The following is a 15,545-nucleotide window of genomic DNA, read 5'->3' on the forward strand; positions in this document are numbered from 1 at the left end:
AGGCTGGGCTTTCTGGGGGGCAAAGGGGCCGTGATCCTGCCGCGCCTGCCGATTTCACTCGCCCTCGGCCTAGCTCGCTGTTGGGCAAAGGGCAAGACCGGGCACCCAAAGCACCCTACCCAATCACCGCTCAGGTTTGCTCCCGCGCTTGGCCCTTTTGCGGGCGTGCCCTGCCTCCAATCGCTCCTGCAACTTATCGGCATAGGCCTTGCGCGCGGCAGCATCCATGGCGCTGACCTCGGCCAACCAAGCGCCATGGGCCACGCTTTGAACACCGGCTGCCGCCACGCCTTGGGCGGCAAGAACCGCAGCGGCCACATCCGGCTCAAACGGGTCGGCCCGCAGCGCGCTGAGCATCTCGTCATAGAGTGCGCGGCGTGCGCTTCGATCAAGATGATGCGCCTTGCTGCTTGCGCGCATCTTCTCATGCAGATCGCGCCGGGCCTCGGGCGGCAATGCTTGGACATAGGGCGAGGCATAGCTGCGCACCCCCGGCAGATCGCCATCGCTGCGCGGCCCCGGCCCACCGTGTCGCCACATCGCGCCGCCAAGCGCGCCGAGGATCATCACGTTCAGGGCCAGGGATAAGCCAAGCGCCAATCGCATGAGGTGCCTGCGGCGTGGTGTCGGAACCTGTGTCATCTCAACTTTCCTCCATGTCCCAGCCATATCCGCCAAGTTCGACCGCCGTATCAAGCTCAGCCCTGTCCAAAGCCTCGGTCTCCCATGTGCCAGTCACGAATTGCCCGGCCAAATCCGGCATGCCCTCGGGGGGGGCAACACCAACCCAGATGCCCACCGCCGCGGCGGTGGCAAGACCGCTCAGCCCTGCCGCACCGCCCAAGATCTGCCAAAGCGCTTGGTACCACGGCTGGCGCGACGCCTTGGGCATATGCGCTTCGGCATCGGCCAGGACCCGTGCCTGCAGATCGCCAGAGACCTGCGGCGGATTGGCCCGTGCCGCGGCAAAGAAATTTTCCAATGCCCCATCACTCAATGCGTCGTCAAAGTCATTCATTTTCAAACCCCAATGCGTCCCGTTGCGCAGACAGATGCGCGGCCAACGCCCGTTTACCCCGTGCGGTCAGGCTCTCCACCGCTTCCACCCCAATGCCCAAGACTTCGGCAATCTCGGGGTTTGCCATACCGTCAATATGCCGCAGCACCACCGCCTGACGCTGCCGGTCGGGCAGGCTGGCAAGCGCCTGTTGCAGCGCGTCCACACGGGCCGTCTGCTGCATCCTCTGTGCCGCGCCGGGTGTCGGATCGGCGGGTTCGGCCACGTCATCAAGACCCGTCGCCCCCGCACCGCGACGCCGCAGGCGGTCGGTGCAGAGGTTGGCCACAACTCGGTAGACCCATGTCGTAACCTTGGCCTCTCCTGTGCGCCACTTTGGCGCTTGGCGCCACAGACGCAACATCGCCTCTTGGGCCACATCCTCTGCCTCGGCACGGTCGCCCAGCACCCGCAGCGCGTGGCCGTGAATGCGCGGCACCAGCCGGGCGGTCAACAGCCGCGCCGCTGCCGCATCGCCACTGGCGTAGCGCTGCAACAACTCGGCATCCGCATCCTGCTGCTCGTCGGACAAATCCTGCATCCCGTCCATCGCTAAGGCCCGGGCGCGCCATGATCAAGCGCGCCCGGCGCATCACTTAGTCGCGCTGCGGCTTGTCATGGTCCATCTTGTGGCCCTTGCCGTGCCGCTTGCCATGCATTTTCTTGGCCGCTTCGAACTCTTCGGCGCTGATGCTGCCGTTCTCGTCCTTGTCCAGACGCTCGAACATCTTGGCGGGGTCGTGGCGCTGCGTCATTTCTTCCATCGACAGCTTGCCGTCGTCATTGGCGTCCATACGCTCAATCATGCGCTCGCCGCCTTTGTCACCGCGCTTGCCATGCTTTTTGCCGTCGCGTTTGTCGCCGCGCTTGTCACCCATGGCTTCCAACTCAGAGGCGTCGAGGCTGCCGTTGCCGTCAGTGTCGAACCGCTCCAGCATCTTGGCCGAACGCTCGGCCCGGCGCGCATCGCCTGCGGCTTTCAGTTCTTCGCCAGTCACGAAACCGTCGCCATCGGCGTCAACCTTGGCAAAACGCGCCTCGGCATGGGCCTGAAACTCTGCCTGTGTGATCTCACCGTTGCCATCAGCGTCAAGCTGCTGGAACCGGTCTTGCCCGCTTTGCTGCGCGGTGGCGGCGACGGCACCGATGGCCAGCAATCCGCTGAGGGCTGCGATCTTCATGTTTGTGCGAATGGTCATCTTGATACTCCTCGTTTTTTAAAGACCGTCTCACGCTTTTGCGCCGCGATCACAGGGTCAAACGGCTGGCGCCAGAACTTCCGTCGCAGGTTTTCGAACTTTTTCTTAAAAAGGCACCACAGCCCCAGCCTGCGCGACATGGCGCCGCAACGGCAGCCTCGGGGCTTTTCATTTCATGCCTCAGGTTGCATCTATCTCCCAACCAAAGGATCGCTTCCATGTCACAGACACAGCAACTCTCTCCCGATGCCGTAGAGACTCAAGACGGCGAAGAGCGGCCCCGCCTGCCCGCCATGCTGCGCGGCTGGCGTGGCAAATGCCCCTCTTGCGGGGGCGGGCAGTTGTTGCACGGCTATCTTAAGGTGAATGACGATTGCGCCGTCTGCCGCCAAGAGTTCCACCACCACCGCGCCGATGACGGCCCGGCCTATCTGACCATTCTGCTCGTCGGTCACCTGCTGGCACCGGGGCTGCACATCGCCTTCGTCGTTTGGCGGCCCGAGCCTTTGACGCTGTTCACCATTTTTGCGGTTGGCTGCACGGCGCTGTCGCTCTACCTTCTGCCCAGACTGAAGGGGGCCATGATCGGCTTTCAATGGGCCAAAAGGATGGGCGGCTTCGGCGGCACCACCTAAAGCCGCCCGCCCTTCGGCCCAAACCGCCGGAGCATCGCCGCATGACAATCGACAAGACCAAAATCCGCAACGCAGCCACGGTGATCGTGCTGCGTGATCGTCATGTGACCCCGCATATCCTGATGGGGCAGCGGGGGGCCAAAGCAGCGTTCATGCCCAATAAATTCGTCTTTCCCGGCGGGGCGGTGGACGCAGCCGATGCGCGCGTGCCACTAGCCGCCCCGGTGAACGCACTCTGCAATGGCAGGCTTTGCGATGACACCGAACCGTCCTTGGCCCATGCCATCGCCGTCGCGGCCATCCGTGAATTGTGGGAGGAAACCGGGCTGGTGCTGGGCCGCAGGGGGACGTGGGAGGGCGACGTGCCCGCCGATTGGAAAACCTTCGCTGCCACCGGCCATCTGCCTGACGCCTCCGCCCTGCAATTCGTGTTTCGGGCGCTGACACCTCCGGGCCGGCCGCGCCGTTTCGATGCGCGGTTTTTCCTTGTGGATGCCGATGACATCGCCAGCGACCCAGATGATTTCGACGCCGCCTGTGATGAGCTTTCGCATCTGCAATGGGTGCCGCTCAGCCGGGCGCGGTCGTTTGACATGCCCTTCATCACCGAGGTCGTGTTGGCCGAAGTCGCCGCCCGCGCGCGTGACACAAACCCGCCCGCCTCGGTGCCGTTTTTCAAGAACAACGACGAAGAAAGCCTGTTTCTGCGCCTGCATGGCCGCCCGATGCCGGGTTAAGTCACCAGCACCAGCATCAAGATAGAGACCGCGAGCACAGCCATCCCCGTCCATTCGCGCCCCGAAATCCTTTCGCGGAAAAACAGGGTTGAGGCGGCGATGCTCAGCATCAACTCCACCTGCCCTAAAGCCTTCACATAGGCCGCGTTTTGCAGGGTGAAGGCGATGAACCAGCACAGCGATCCGCCCAATGACGTCAGCCCGATCCACACGGCCACGCGGCGCGCGGCCCAGACCCTGCGCATCTGCCCCGGTTCGCGCAGGCGCAGCCAAACGGCCATGATCAGCGTCTGCATCAGCACCACCGCCGCCAGCGTCACGCCCGCACGCAGCAGCGGATCGTCTGAAACCACGGCCAATGACGCGCCCCGATAGCACACCGCCGAAATTGCGAAGAGAAACCCCGAAGCGATCCCCAACCCGGCCGCACGGTTGCGCAGATCGGCAAGGCGCAGCCCCTTGGCCTCAGCCCCGCCGGATAGAAGCAACAGGCCAACAACCCCAAGTGCAATGGCCGCGAACCCCGCGCCAGAGACACCTTCGCCCAACACGATCCAGCCCATCAGCACAGTCTGGATCACCTCGGTTTTCTTAAAGGTGATGCCCACGGCAAAGTTGCGTTGCTTGAACAAAAGCACCACGCAGACCGTCGCCATAATCTGCGCCGTGCCGCCCATCAATCCATAAAGCCAGAACCCCGGACCAAGCGTGGGCACCCCCTGCCCGCTAAGCCCCAGATAAAGCGGCAGCAGCACGGCCACGAATGGCGCGGAATACAGGAAGCGCGAGAAGGTCGCCCCGCCCGCCGACAGGGTATCGGTCGCCAGATGCTTTTGCAGCATGAAGCGCCCGGTCTGAAAAACGGCGGCAGCAAGGGTGACGAGGATCCACAGATCGGGGGCGAAAATACTGTCCATAAAAGCCTATAGGCCGAAGCCGGGCGGCAGTGCCAGCGCGGTCAGCGTCTCATTTGTAAGGCGCTGAGGTCATATCCGTTGAAATCCAGTATCTCTTGTGCCGCAGTGATCCGGTCTTCGCCCCCCGTCGCTTGACGGTCAAGGATCCAGCCATAGCCCCCCTCGGGGCTGCCGACAACGGCGGTGCGGAAGCCTTCATCGACCCAAAGCACCCAGAAGGCGCGCTCGGCCCCACCCACGGCGGCGCGCATGGTATAGCGCCCCGGCCCCTCTTCGCTCAGCGCCCAGAGGTCGCGCCGGTCGGTGCAAACCCCGGCGGCATCGCACGCCTCTCGGGTTTCGATCAATGTCGGCCCCTGCGGCGCGAAAGTCACTGCGAGCAGATTGGCGTCCCCCGGAAAGGCCGCACGGATCTGCCAATCGCCGCCGAACCGCGCCGCGTCAAAGCGGCTGGTGGCCCCGATCAGCGCTTCGGCATTGCGAAAACCGGTCTGCACGGGGGGCGGTTCGCTGCGGTTGCAGGCCGCCAGAGCGCCGAGCAGTAAAAGCACAGCGGCACGACGCGCCCAAGGGATTGAACAGCCCATCAATAAGGCATCGGATGGGATTTATGCGCCGCATCAAGGTCGGCCATCACCTCATCGCTCAGGGTCAGGTCGGCCCCGCCAAGCGCAACATCAAGCTGCTCAAGGCTCGTCGCGCCAAAGATCACCGAGCCCATGAAGGGCCGCGTGGCACACCATGCCAGCGCCATTTGAACGGGGTCGAGGCCGTGTTTCTGGGCCACTTCAAGATAGGCCGCGACCGCCTTAAAAGCGCGCGGCGTGACGCGACCGCCCAGGTCTTCGTTCAGCGACAGACGCGATCCGGCGGGGATTTTTCCGCCCTGATATTTCCCGGTCAGCAACCCGGCGGCGAGCGGCGAAAAGGCCAGCATGTCGATCTGCTCATTCACGCAGGTCTCAGAGACATCGGTATCGGCCAAACGGCACATCAGCGAATATTCGTTCTGCACCGAGATCGGGCGCGGCCCGCCCGTGCGCTCGGCCACGGCGGCCCATTGGGTCAGCCCCCATGCGCTTTCGTTGCTCAGACCAAAGGCGCGGATCGTGCCACGCTCAACCTCGCGCTGCAGCGCGCCAAGGGCGTCTTCCATATGGGCGATTGTCTCGGCCCGGTTCTGACCGGACGGGTCAAAGGTCCAATTCTTGCGGAACATATAGCTGCCGCGGTTGGGCCAGTGAAATTGGTACAGGTCGATATAATCCGTCTGCAACCGCTTCAGCGACCCTTCGATGGCACCGGGGATCGTGTCGGATGAAATCGGCGCACCGTTGCGGGCATGTTGCATCCCTTCCCCGGAATGTTTGCTGGCCAAAACCACCTCGTCGCGGCGCTTGTCGCGGGCGACCCACTGGCCAATGATCTCTTCCGTCCGGCCAATCGTCTCGGCGCTGATCGGGTTCACCGGATACATCTCGGCCGTGTCGATGAAGTTGATCCCGGCGTCGAGCGCGCGGTCGATCTGCGCATGGCCTTCCTCGGCGGTGTTCTGGGTGCCCCAAGTCATGGATCCCAAACAGAAATGCGAGACGTCGATATCGCTTGAGCCGAGCTTGTTCATCTTCATCGTCTGGTCCTCGCTTGTGATTTGCCCGCAACCTAGCCGCCTGCCCGGCCTTCGCAAGGGCAATTGCCAAGCGCCGATCCATAGGCCCCGGCAAAAGCGTAAAATGGCTGCATTCTCCCTTCCCCTCGCCGGGCAATGGACGCAATGTGCGCCCATGCGCCTGCTCATATCCTTCGCCGCCCTCTTCTTTTCGGTCATCCTCCTGCAACTCTCTACCGGAGGTGTAGGGCCGCTCGACGTGCTTTCAGGCCTACAGCTTGATTTCTCGCGGCAGGAAATCGGTATGCTCGGTTCGGCGCATTTTCTGGGCTTTTTCATCGGCTGCTGGTGGGCACCGCGTTTGATGGGCAGCGTCGGCCACAGCCGCGCCTTTGCCGCTTTCACCGCTGCGGGCTCCATCGGATTGATGGCGCATATGATGGTGGTGGATCCTTACGCATGGGGCCTGATGCGCGTGGCGTCGGGCATGTGCGTCGCCGGGTGCTATACGGTGATCGAGGCATGGATGCAGGCCAAGGTCACCAATGAGACACGCGGGCGCACCATGGGGGTGTACAGGGTGGTCGACATGAGCGGTTCGCTCGCCGCGCAACTGATCGTCGGCGTGCTCGCCCCAGCCTCCTATGTCTCCTACAACCTGCTCGCCATCGGCTGTTGTGCTGCACTTTTCCCCCTGACGCTGACCAAGGTTCGCCCGCCTGAGACGCCCAACCAACCAAGGCTGCGCCCGCGCCTTGCTTTTGACCGCTCGCCCTTGGCGGCGGCGGGTGTCGTGGTAGCGGCGGTCTCAAGCGCTTCGTTCCGGATGGTCGGGCCGATCTACGGGCAAGAGGTGGGGCTCAGCGCCACACAGATCGCATGGTTCCTCGCCGCCTTCGTGCTGGGCGGAGCGCTCGCGCAATATCCGATGGGGATGCTGGCCGATAAATACGACCGCCGCTGGGTTCTAATCTGGCTCTCGGTTGCGGCGATGGTGGGCTGTGCTGTCACGGTGATGGGCGCGGGCTATGGCACCATGGGGATCATGCTTTCGGCAGGGCTCTTCGGGGCCACGACCTTTCCGATTTATTCGGTATCTGCCGCCCACGCCCATGACTTCGCCAGTTCGGACGAGCGTGTCGAACTGTCTGCCGCCTTGATGTTCTTTTTCGCCGTGGGGGCCATCGGCGCGCCCTACCTTGCCTCTGTGCTGATCGAAGGCTTCGGTGCATCGGCGTTGTTCGTGATGATCGCAGCGGCGCATGGGGTTTTGGTGATCTTCGGCCTCGCCCGGATGCGCGCTCGCCCCACACGGACCGACCGCACACCCTACGTCTACGCCCCGCGCACCACCTTCCTCATCGGACGGCTCTTGGGCCGCACCCGAGACCGCGACTAGACTATTCCCGTCTTTTGCTGGCAACAGCGCAGCCCTTGCGATAAGGCTGCGCCAAGCACCGGGAATATAGATATGACACGCCACCTCATCACCTCCGCCATCCCCTATATCAACGGGATCAAACATCTGGGTAACCTCGTGGGCAGCCAGTTGCCTGCCGACCTCTATGCCCGCTACCTGCGGGGGCGTGGGCAGGAGGTTCTGTTCCTCTGCGCCACGGACGAACACGGCACCCCAGCCGAGCTGGCTGCCGCCAAGGCGGGCAAGCCGGTCGAAGAATATTGCGCCGAAATGTATGAGACACAGGCCCGCATCGCCGAGGGCTTTGGTCTGAGCTTCGACCACTTCGGCCGCTCCTCCAGCCCGCAAAACCGCAAACTGACGCAGCATTTTGCGGGCGCGCTGGCGGACCAAGGCCTGATCGAAGAAGTCTCACAGCGCCAGATTTACTCCCCCACCGATGGCCGCTTTCTGCCCGACCGCTATGTCGAAGGCACCTGCCCCAACTGCGGGTTTGAGGACGCGCGCGGCGATCAATGTGACAACTGCACCAAGCAGTTGGACCCCGAAGACCTAATTAATCCGCGCTCCACCATTTCAGGCGCGACTGATCTGGAGATGCGCGAGACCAAGCATCTGTTCCTGCGCCAGAGCAAGCTGAAGGATGAGCTGGACGACTGGATCAATTCCAAGACCGATTGGCCCGTGCTCACCACCTCCATTGCCAAGAAATGGCTGCATGACGGCGACGGTCTGCAGGACCGTGGCATCACCCGCGACCTGAGCTGGGGCGTGCCGGTGAAGCGCGGCGATCGGGACTGGCCGGGAATGGAAGGCAAGGTCTTCTATGTCTGGTTCGACGCGCCCATCGAATACATCGCCTGCGCGCAGGAGTGGGTCGATGCGGGCAAAGGGTCTGATTGGGAAAGCTGGTGGCGTACCGACAAGGGCGCGGATGACGTGCGCTACACCCAGTTCATGGGCAAGGACAACGTGCCTTTCCATACCCTCAGCTTCCCGGCCACGATCAAGGGCTCGGGCGAGCCGTGGAAGCTGGTGGATTACATCAAATCTTTCAACTACCTGACCTATGATGGCGGGCAGTTCTCCACCTCGCGCGGGCGCGGTGTGTTCATGGATCAGGCGCTGGAAATCCTACCGGCGGACTACTGGCGCTGGTGGCTCTTGAGCCATGCGCCAGAGACATCGGACGCGGAGTTCACTTGGGAAAACTTCCAAGCCTCGGTGAACAAGGATCTGGCCGATGTGCTGGGCAATTTCATCAGCCGGATCACCAAGTTCTGCCGCTCCAAGTTTGGCGAAGCGGTGCCGGAGGCGGGCGAATATGGGGAGGCCGAACAGGCGCTGATCGAAGACATCACTGCCCGCGTCGCGCGTTATGAGACGCTGATGGAAGCCATGGAGGTCCGCAAATCCGCCGCCGAACTGCGCGGCATATGGGCGGCGGGGAACGAATACCTGCAAGCCCAAGCACCTTGGACCACGTTCAAGACCGACCCCGACAAAGCGGCGGCACAGGTCCGGCTGGCGCTCAACCTGATCCCGCTCTACGCGGTGCTTTCTGCCCCGTTCATCCCCACGGCCTCGGCGTCGATGCTCGAAGCGATGAAGGTCGAAGACATGCCTTGGCCCGACGACGTGCTAGCCGCCTTGGGCAAACTCGCCCCCGGCCATGCCTTTGATGTGCCTGAGGTGCTTTTTGCCAAGATCAGCGATGAGGACCGGGAGAATTGGTCGGAACGTTTCGCGGGCAAGCGGCATTGATCTGAAACAATAAAACAGCGGCGCACCGCGATGAGCCGCTGTTTTATTTGCGCGATGCCCGCTTCAAATGCCGCGTCGTGTTTCTGGTGCTCCCTGTTCTACGGCTTCTTCAGTATCAGGCCCTTCGCTGCGACCTCTACCCCCAGAAATTGCAGGCCTTGAACCGTGCCATCTGGCGCTTGCAGGGCGGTGAACCGGCCTTCGACAGTGCGGGCCGTCTCTTCCCCCGGGTGCATCTCGAAACATCCCGATTGCTGCTGACCTCGCAAGACCTGCGCAAACAAACTTTCGATTGCGGCCCCGTCGCTCAGGCGCGGGCCAAATAGATCGATGATGCGTTGGTCGGTAAGGCAGTCCCCCAACCCAAAGGTGACACCGCATGCCGCCTCATTGGCGTGGCGCACACGTCCGGCTGGATCAAAAACCACCTCAATCTCAGCGCTTTCCACTCTGACGAGAGGTGCTGCACTGTCCTCATTCAAATGACCTTCGTGTCTCGAATAATCAGCCTTCACAGCCGCATCGCCTTGGGTCGGACACTTAAGGCTCCCCCCGGGCCCATATTCTTCCACCCCATGAAACCCCATGAAACCCCATGTGACGCGGCAGCTTCCCCGAGGTCAAACTGACACCGCGTCGCGCAGCTGCACCATGGGTGGCCATTCGCTCGAGACACCGCAGACCCCCGCGCCACCTCAGTCGCGCGGAGAACCACCACAACAGATGGGCTCCCCTTTGACACAGACCGAATACCAATCTTTGCAATGGGTTAATCGGACTTGTTCCACCCCTCGACCCTGCCATCTCGCCCCCTAAGAATAACCGAGCCCTCAGGCTCACTGCTATAGGAGGCCTAGCCGCTAGGTCTTACGACCCAGTTAAAGAGACGGCACAGTGTAAACTTGAGAGGGCCATATTTTGGCCCTATTCGCACAGCAATTAATTAAGTGTTAAATTTAGTTAGGATAAAAATGTTCCGGGTCGCCCATAGTATTCATCATGACCACGACCTTGGGCTGGTGCTGCTGGCGGCCCTGCTGTGCGTTTTTGGAAGTTGGGTCGTCTCGCGGCTCTATCACCATGTGCTTGAGCAGCCGCGCTCACAGGCGATGATCTGGTGTTACCTCACCGCGATGACCGCCGGGGTTACGATTTGGTGCACCCATTTCATTGCGATTCTCGCCTATCAGCTTGATGCGCCCGCAACGTTCCACTTTTCGCTGACGTTCCTGTCGCTGATCATCGCCATTGTCGGATCGACATTGGGCGTCATTATCGCAGGCGTAATCAAGTCGCGCCGCGCAACGCTCTTGGGCGGGACGATCTTTGGACTGGCGATCTCGGCCATGCATTACACCGGCATGATCGCCTACCGGGTGCAGGGCGCGATCAATTGGGACATGGGCTATCTGACCGCCTCAGTGATCATTGCAGTGGTGCTCGCGACGCTCGCGCTCGGCGCTGCGCGGCGCGGGGGGCTGGGCAGTATCTTGTGGATGACAGCGCTCTTGGCCTTGGGCATCATCCTTTTGCACTTCACCGGCATGGCCGCCTTTCAGGTGACACCGCTCACCGCGCAGCCGCTCTATGTCAATCCGGTCGAGTACCGCCTTATTGCACTTATCATCGCGGGCACAGCCGCCATTATCGCGTTGGCCGCGCTCTTTAGCTATGTCGTCGAAAATCGTACCCGCAATGAAAGCGTCGAAGAATTGCGCCAAGCCCGCGATGCCGCTGAAAGCGCAAGCCGTGCGAAATCGGAATTCATGAGCGTGCTCAGCCATGAGCTGCGCACCCCGCTGACCATCGTTATCGGCTACGCCAGCTTCCTGTCGGAACTCAAACGCCACAACCTTGCCAAGCTCGCACCGGAGGAGAAACCGGCGTCTGAGCATTTCGACAAAATGGGTGATCAGGCAGAACTTTACGGCCAGCGCATCAAATTCGCGGGCGGGCAATTGCTGACCATCATCAACGATATCCTCGACTACACAAATATGGAGCTCAACGACCTCGCGCTGGACAAGACCGCCTTCGACGCCCGCGAGCTGTTGGAGGAAGTGGTTGAGCTGCACCACGGCTCTGCCCATGACAAGTCCGCAACACTGCATATCGACACGCCGCCGCTCACCGTCACAGCCGACCGCCGCCGTAGCCTGCAACTGCTCGGCCATATTGTCGGCAACGCGCTGAAATTCTCCAAGGCGCGCGATATTTACCTGCGAGTCCGGCCCCATACAGGCGGGTTCTGCTTTGATGTCGAAGACAATGGCGTGGGCATCGCCGCGCAAGATCTGGACCGCATTTTCGAAGCCTTCACGCAGATCGAAGACGCCGATGACCGCGCCGAAGGCGGCACGGGTTTGGGGCTGGCGATTTGCAAGAAACTGGCCCTCGCCCATGGCGGCGACATCACGGTCAAAAGCACGCTTGGTCAGGGCACGACCTTTACCGTTTTCATATCCGGCGCCACGCAAATGGCGGAGCCTGCGATGCTCGCCCAAGCGAGCTAAGTTTCGGCAAAAGTGGTGCGGGCGGTGGGCATCCAACTACTATATCTTGATGCACCACGGAATGCCGAACCCCCAGTAAAATAGTTGCATCTGCTGGATTTCTTGTATCAAGGCACTTCACAATACCCCGTGGCATACCATATCTTGAGGGGGATAGAGAGGTGGACTGATAATGGGCCGCGCAACAAATCGACTGAGTGCATCGGCGGTCAAAGCCGCGCCCGCTGGCAAACATGCGGATGGCGGAGGTCTCTGGCTGGTCAAGCGACCCGATGGCGGCGCGCAGTGGGTGCTTCGTGTCACCCCGCACGGTAGACGGCGCGAGATGGGCCTTGGGGCTTATCCGGACGTTTCACTGAAAGAGGCCCGCGAGTCTGCGGAGCAATGGCGGAGACTTGTGCGGGAAGGTCTGGACCCTATCAAGGAACGGGAACGACAGCGCCGTGAAGCGGCCCGCAACATTCACAAGCTGGCTGATATCGCTTTGGACGCGTTCGAAAGCCGCAAGGCTGAGCTTAAAGGTGACGGTAAGGCGGGGCGCTGGTTCTCCCCTCTCGAATTGCACATCCTGCCAAAGCTGGGGCAAGTGCCAGTAGCAGATATCGACCAGCGAGACATTCGCGACACCCTTGCGCCTATCTGGCACACCAAAGCCGCGACTGCCGAAAAAGCAATGAGCCGCCTGAACATCGTCCTGCGACACGCGGCGGCGCTGGGGCTGGAGGTGGATCTGCAAGCGACCGAAAAGGCTAAGGCGCTACTAGGTCGCCAACGACACACTGTCACGAATGTTCCCTCTCTGCCTTGGCAAGAGGTGCCAGCTTTCTACCAGTCGCTTGGCGGCAGTATTACAGAACTGGCGCTGCGCTTGCTAATCTTGACCGGAGCGCGGTCTGGGCCAGTGCGGAATATCCATATTGACCAAATCGAAGGCGATGTTTGGACCATTCCGGCAGAGGGCATGAAGGGCCGCAAAGATGCGACAAAAGACTTCCGCATCCCTTTGTCGAAAGAGGCCCAGCGCGTGATTGCAGAGGCGCGCAAGTTTGCTCGCGACGGATTTTTGTTTCCTAGTGTCAAACGTGGCGTGATTTCTGATATGACTATGACTGCGTTTATGAAGCGTCGGGGCATGGCCGAACGCCCTCATGGATTCCGTACATCTTTACGTGTCTGGCTGGCAGAGGCCACTGACGCTCCCTATGACGTCGCAGAAATATGCATTAGCCATGTCGTAGGCTCAAAAACAGTACAAGCTTACAAGCGGACAGACTACTTAGAACGACGCCGAGCACTTTTGGAGCGATGGGCAGATGTTGTAGCCGCTGAAAGTCCAGAGATACTTCGTTTTGTCGGAGCGAAAGCCCCATGACACCTAATGCGAAGAAGTTCAAAGTCGGGCTTGACGAGTATTGGAGTGTACCTGCTGAGGATTTGCCGGAAATGGGTATATCTGTGGTTGGGAACTATATATTTCCGGTCGAGAAGCCAGACGATAAATTAAAGTTCCCATCTTCAAGCTCTAGCGAGAATATGGGGTTCTATGCGACCTCCGGCGCGATTCAACACTTTGTCAATCGAGAGCGGCCCTATGGACCACCCGCGCCCATTCGCCCGTCGGATCAATCGAAGGGTTTTGCCGCGATACAATTAGCGCTGTTTGACGATTTAGAGGTAGATTTTGAATGCCTTGAAGTCCTCAATGCCCATGGCTGGCTGGAGAGGAACGGCGAGATTAAGCGAGATTTAGTCGCGGATATTGCTAAGATAGACGGCGTTTGCTCCATAACTAAAGCAAAAATTCAGTTTGGAGAAAATTGGGAGGTTCTTCTTCTGGAACGCGCTGCCGTTCATTTTGCCGAACCACTTTCAAGGCTTTGGTATGCCGCGAACATTCGGTCACTTTATTATGCGCACCATGATGATATCCGCGTAGGCTACCTGTGGGCCGAATATCGGTTTAAAATGAAAATGGAACTGAATACCCTTAGAGGAGAAAAGGTTCTGAAGGCGGCAGCTAAAGCGGCAGATCAAACAAATTCGGCCCATATTGGCCTTAGAGAAGCCCGCTTCAGAGTGATGGAGAGGTTTGTTCCGACAATCGGGCCTGACAAAGCCGCCATTGAATGTGAACTACGAGGGCTCGGGAGCGCTCAGGCCGTCAAACGTCAGTGGAATAGGTTTCAAGGCGGAGGGAGAGACACCCCAAAATGAAACCCCCTCTCGATAAGCTAGTCACGATAGATGGCATAGAATTTACCGTAATTGACCATCCTTCCGGAGAACGGTGGCTGGCTCCGCATGATTCAGAGAAGCAAAAAAAGCATTTCCCTGTAGAATGGCCACTTCTGCAATCTTATCTAACTGCCTCTCGCGGCATCTCTGCTCACATACTCGATCCGTTCTCGGATAGAGAAAACAAAGAACTCGGCTTGCCTTCAAACCGTTCAACCTCTGGTTTTTCGGCTGCCCACCTCAACCTCACTGGCGATTGGAATTTCTATCCGGAGTGTATGGATGTTCTAGATGCCAACGATTGGCTAGCGGAACCGTATGGCCCACTTTCAAAGCAGATATTGGAAACCGTGTGCCGTGAGGATGGAGAGGGCATCTTGACCAAATCACAGGATGTCTTCGGGGATGGATGGGAACATTACATTGCGGAGAGAGCTAGCATATATGTCACCGAACCGTTTACGCGCGTTTGGTACGCGGCGAATATGCTGTCGGCCTATTTTGCGCGAAACGATGAGCTCTTATTTGGTTACCTTTGGTGCGAATATCGTCTTAAAATGCGCATGGAGAGAAATGCTCGCACTGGCTCAAAAGTAATCGCAGGAACTAAACTCGCGGCCCACCAAACCAACATTGCTCATTCCAGTCTTAGAGAAGCACGCTTTAGGATGATGGAGAGGCTTGTTCCGACAATCGGGCCTGACAAAGCCGCCATTGAATGTGAACTACGAGGGCTCGGGAGCGCTCAGGCCGTCAAACGTCAGTGGAATAGGTTTCAGAGCAAAAAGAGGGACACCTAGGCCGCTGTCCCGAAGTCAGATCGGTAGAAGTGTTTCATGCGACAACATGGAGCACAAACATGCAGTATCTTTCATTTCGCGACCTTCAAGCCAAGCTCGGCGGACGTGGCCGCACCACCATCTATCGTGACGTCGATCTAGGCCGCTTGCCTAAACCACTAAAAATTGGCTCCCGTCTTTACTGGAACGAAGCTGATATCGACGCCATCCTTCAAGCAAATGCCAAATAACCACATCCCCGCCATGCAGAGCGCATGGGCGGCGGATGTAGCGTTTTCCGTGGAAGGAATGCTTGCACCCTACCCCCAGCGCCTTGCGGCATCAACCGTGAGGACTTCCCTATGTCTCAAGACCGTTTTTACTCTAGCGACTCTCATGTGTTTTGGACGTGCAAAGCACTGCTGGACAAGCGCACCATCAGCCACAAGACCGAGATACGCGAGGTTAAAGGATGGCGGCTCGGCGCTATCATCCACCGACTACGCCACCACTACGACTGGCCGATCTATGCCGAGTATCGCGGCCCGCAGAACGTTGCGCATTATTCCCTGAAAGCAGGGGTAGACCGCAGCAAGCTGCGCTTCCCTCCGTCCGCGCGCGCCTTGGCTGATGAAGGGGGCGCAAAATGACCCCTGCTATCATTCGCCGCCTGTGCCGCC

At 60.0% G+C, this 15,545-nt stretch carries 18 protein-coding genes; 10 read left to right on the forward strand and 8 right to left on the reverse strand.

Annotated elements, in window-relative coordinates; translation table 11 throughout:
- Positions 1-123 precede the first annotated feature (123 nt).
- From K3759_RS11030 to K3759_RS11045, 4 genes are read right to left on the reverse strand one after another with little or no spacing between them, the layout of a single operon-like run.
- Positions 124-642 (reverse strand): periplasmic heavy metal sensor, encoded by a 519-nt coding sequence (locus K3759_RS11030; protein WP_259981800.1) that lies wholly within the window; start codon positions 640-642, stop codon positions 124-126.
- A 1-nt stretch (position 643) separates the two neighbouring features.
- Positions 644-1,018 (reverse strand): hypothetical protein, encoded by a 375-nt coding sequence (locus tag K3759_RS11035; RefSeq protein WP_259981801.1) that lies wholly within the window; start codon positions 1,016-1,018, stop codon positions 644-646.
- The gene (locus K3759_RS11040; RefSeq protein ID WP_259981803.1) at positions 1,011-1,607 is read right to left on the reverse strand and encodes an RNA polymerase sigma factor; all 597 of its coding nucleotides are present in this window, start codon (positions 1,605-1,607) and stop codon (positions 1,011-1,013) included. The genes K3759_RS11035 and K3759_RS11040 overlap by 8 nt, the downstream gene beginning before the upstream one ends.
- A gap of 46 nt (positions 1,608-1,653) precedes the next feature.
- Entirely contained in the window at positions 1,654-2,256 is a 603-nt protein-coding gene (locus K3759_RS11045) for a calcium sensor EFh (protein ID WP_259981805.1), read from the reverse strand.
- 218 nt (positions 2,257-2,474) lie between these two features.
- Between K3759_RS11045 and K3759_RS11050 the strand changes: the two genes are divergently transcribed.
- A complete protein-coding gene (locus tag K3759_RS11050) occupies positions 2,475-2,891 on the forward strand; it encodes a DUF983 domain-containing protein (protein ID WP_259981807.1) in 417 nt (138 codons plus the stop codon).
- 41 nt (positions 2,892-2,932) lie between these two features.
- A complete protein-coding gene (locus tag K3759_RS11055; RefSeq protein WP_259981809.1) occupies positions 2,933-3,628 on the forward strand; it encodes an NUDIX hydrolase in 696 nt (231 codons plus the stop codon).
- Here the strand turns inward: K3759_RS11055 and K3759_RS11060 are convergent.
- From K3759_RS11060 to K3759_RS11070, 3 genes are read right to left on the reverse strand one after another with little or no spacing between them, the layout of a single operon-like run.
- Positions 3,625-4,545, reverse strand: a complete 921-nt coding sequence (locus tag K3759_RS11060) for a DMT family transporter (RefSeq protein WP_259981811.1) — start codon at positions 4,543-4,545, stop codon at positions 3,625-3,627. The two genes, K3759_RS11055 and K3759_RS11060, sit on opposite strands and share 4 nt — an antisense overlap.
- Before the next feature lie 41 nt (positions 4,546-4,586).
- The gene (locus tag K3759_RS11065; RefSeq protein WP_259981812.1) at positions 4,587-5,132 is read right to left on the reverse strand and encodes a lipocalin family protein; all 546 of its coding nucleotides are present in this window, start codon (positions 5,130-5,132) and stop codon (positions 4,587-4,589) included.
- On the reverse strand, positions 5,132-6,175 hold the full coding sequence (locus tag K3759_RS11070; protein WP_259981813.1) for an aldo/keto reductase: 1,044 nt from the start codon (positions 6,173-6,175) through the stop codon (positions 5,132-5,134). The genes K3759_RS11065 and K3759_RS11070 overlap by 1 nt, the downstream gene beginning before the upstream one ends.
- 154 nt (positions 6,176-6,329) lie before the next feature.
- On the opposite strand from K3759_RS11070, the gene K3759_RS11075 reads away from it, so the two are divergent.
- Both K3759_RS11075 and metG read left to right on the forward strand, forming a co-directional pair.
- Positions 6,330-7,553: an MFS transporter gene (locus K3759_RS11075; RefSeq protein ID WP_259981815.1), complete on the forward strand. Its 1,224-nt coding sequence runs from the start codon at positions 6,330-6,332 to the stop codon at positions 7,551-7,553.
- 72 nt (positions 7,554-7,625) lie between these two features.
- Positions 7,626-9,338 carry a methionine--tRNA ligase gene (gene metG, locus K3759_RS11080; RefSeq protein ID WP_259981817.1) on the forward strand — a complete coding sequence of 571 codons (1,713 nt, stop codon included), beginning with the start codon at positions 7,626-7,628 and terminating at the stop codon, positions 9,336-9,338.
- Between the two features lie 98 nt (positions 9,339-9,436).
- Here the strand turns inward: metG and K3759_RS11085 are convergent, their stop codons facing one another.
- Positions 9,437-9,853, reverse strand: coding sequence for a PAS domain-containing protein (locus K3759_RS11085; protein WP_259981818.1), 417 nt, complete (start codon positions 9,851-9,853; stop codon positions 9,437-9,439).
- 456 nt (positions 9,854-10,309) lie between these two features.
- Between K3759_RS11085 and K3759_RS11090 the strand changes: the two genes are divergently transcribed.
- From K3759_RS11090 to K3759_RS11115, 6 genes are all read left to right on the forward strand, one after another.
- Positions 10,310-11,851 carry an MHYT domain-containing protein gene (locus K3759_RS11090; protein WP_259981821.1) on the forward strand — a complete coding sequence of 514 codons (1,542 nt, stop codon included), beginning with the start codon at positions 10,310-10,312 and terminating at the stop codon, positions 11,849-11,851.
- 172 nt (positions 11,852-12,023) lie between these two features.
- Positions 12,024-13,223 (forward strand): site-specific integrase, encoded by a 1,200-nt coding sequence (locus K3759_RS11095; RefSeq protein ID WP_259981823.1) that lies wholly within the window; start codon positions 12,024-12,026, stop codon positions 13,221-13,223.
- Positions 13,220-14,065 (forward strand): hypothetical protein, encoded by an 846-nt coding sequence (locus K3759_RS11100; protein WP_259981825.1) that lies wholly within the window; start codon positions 13,220-13,222, stop codon positions 14,063-14,065. The genes K3759_RS11095 and K3759_RS11100 overlap by 4 nt, the downstream gene beginning before the upstream one ends.
- Positions 14,062-14,886 carry a hypothetical protein gene (locus K3759_RS11105; RefSeq protein ID WP_259981826.1) on the forward strand — a complete coding sequence of 275 codons (825 nt, stop codon included), beginning with the start codon at positions 14,062-14,064 and terminating at the stop codon, positions 14,884-14,886. Before K3759_RS11100 ends, K3759_RS11105 begins: the two co-directional genes overlap by 4 nt.
- 59 nt (positions 14,887-14,945) lie before the next feature.
- Complete coding sequence (locus tag K3759_RS11110; protein ID WP_259981828.1) at positions 14,946-15,116, forward strand: AlpA family transcriptional regulator; 171 nt, start codon at positions 14,946-14,948, stop codon at positions 15,114-15,116.
- Between the two features lie 111 nt (positions 15,117-15,227).
- Positions 15,228-15,515, forward strand: coding sequence for a hypothetical protein (locus tag K3759_RS11115; protein ID WP_259981830.1), 288 nt, complete (start codon positions 15,228-15,230; stop codon positions 15,513-15,515).
- Positions 15,516-15,545 lie beyond the last annotated feature (30 nt).

Source organism: Sulfitobacter sp. W027 (genome assembly GCF_025143985.1).
Classification (GTDB): Bacteria; Pseudomonadota; Alphaproteobacteria; order Rhodobacterales; family Rhodobacteraceae; genus Sulfitobacter.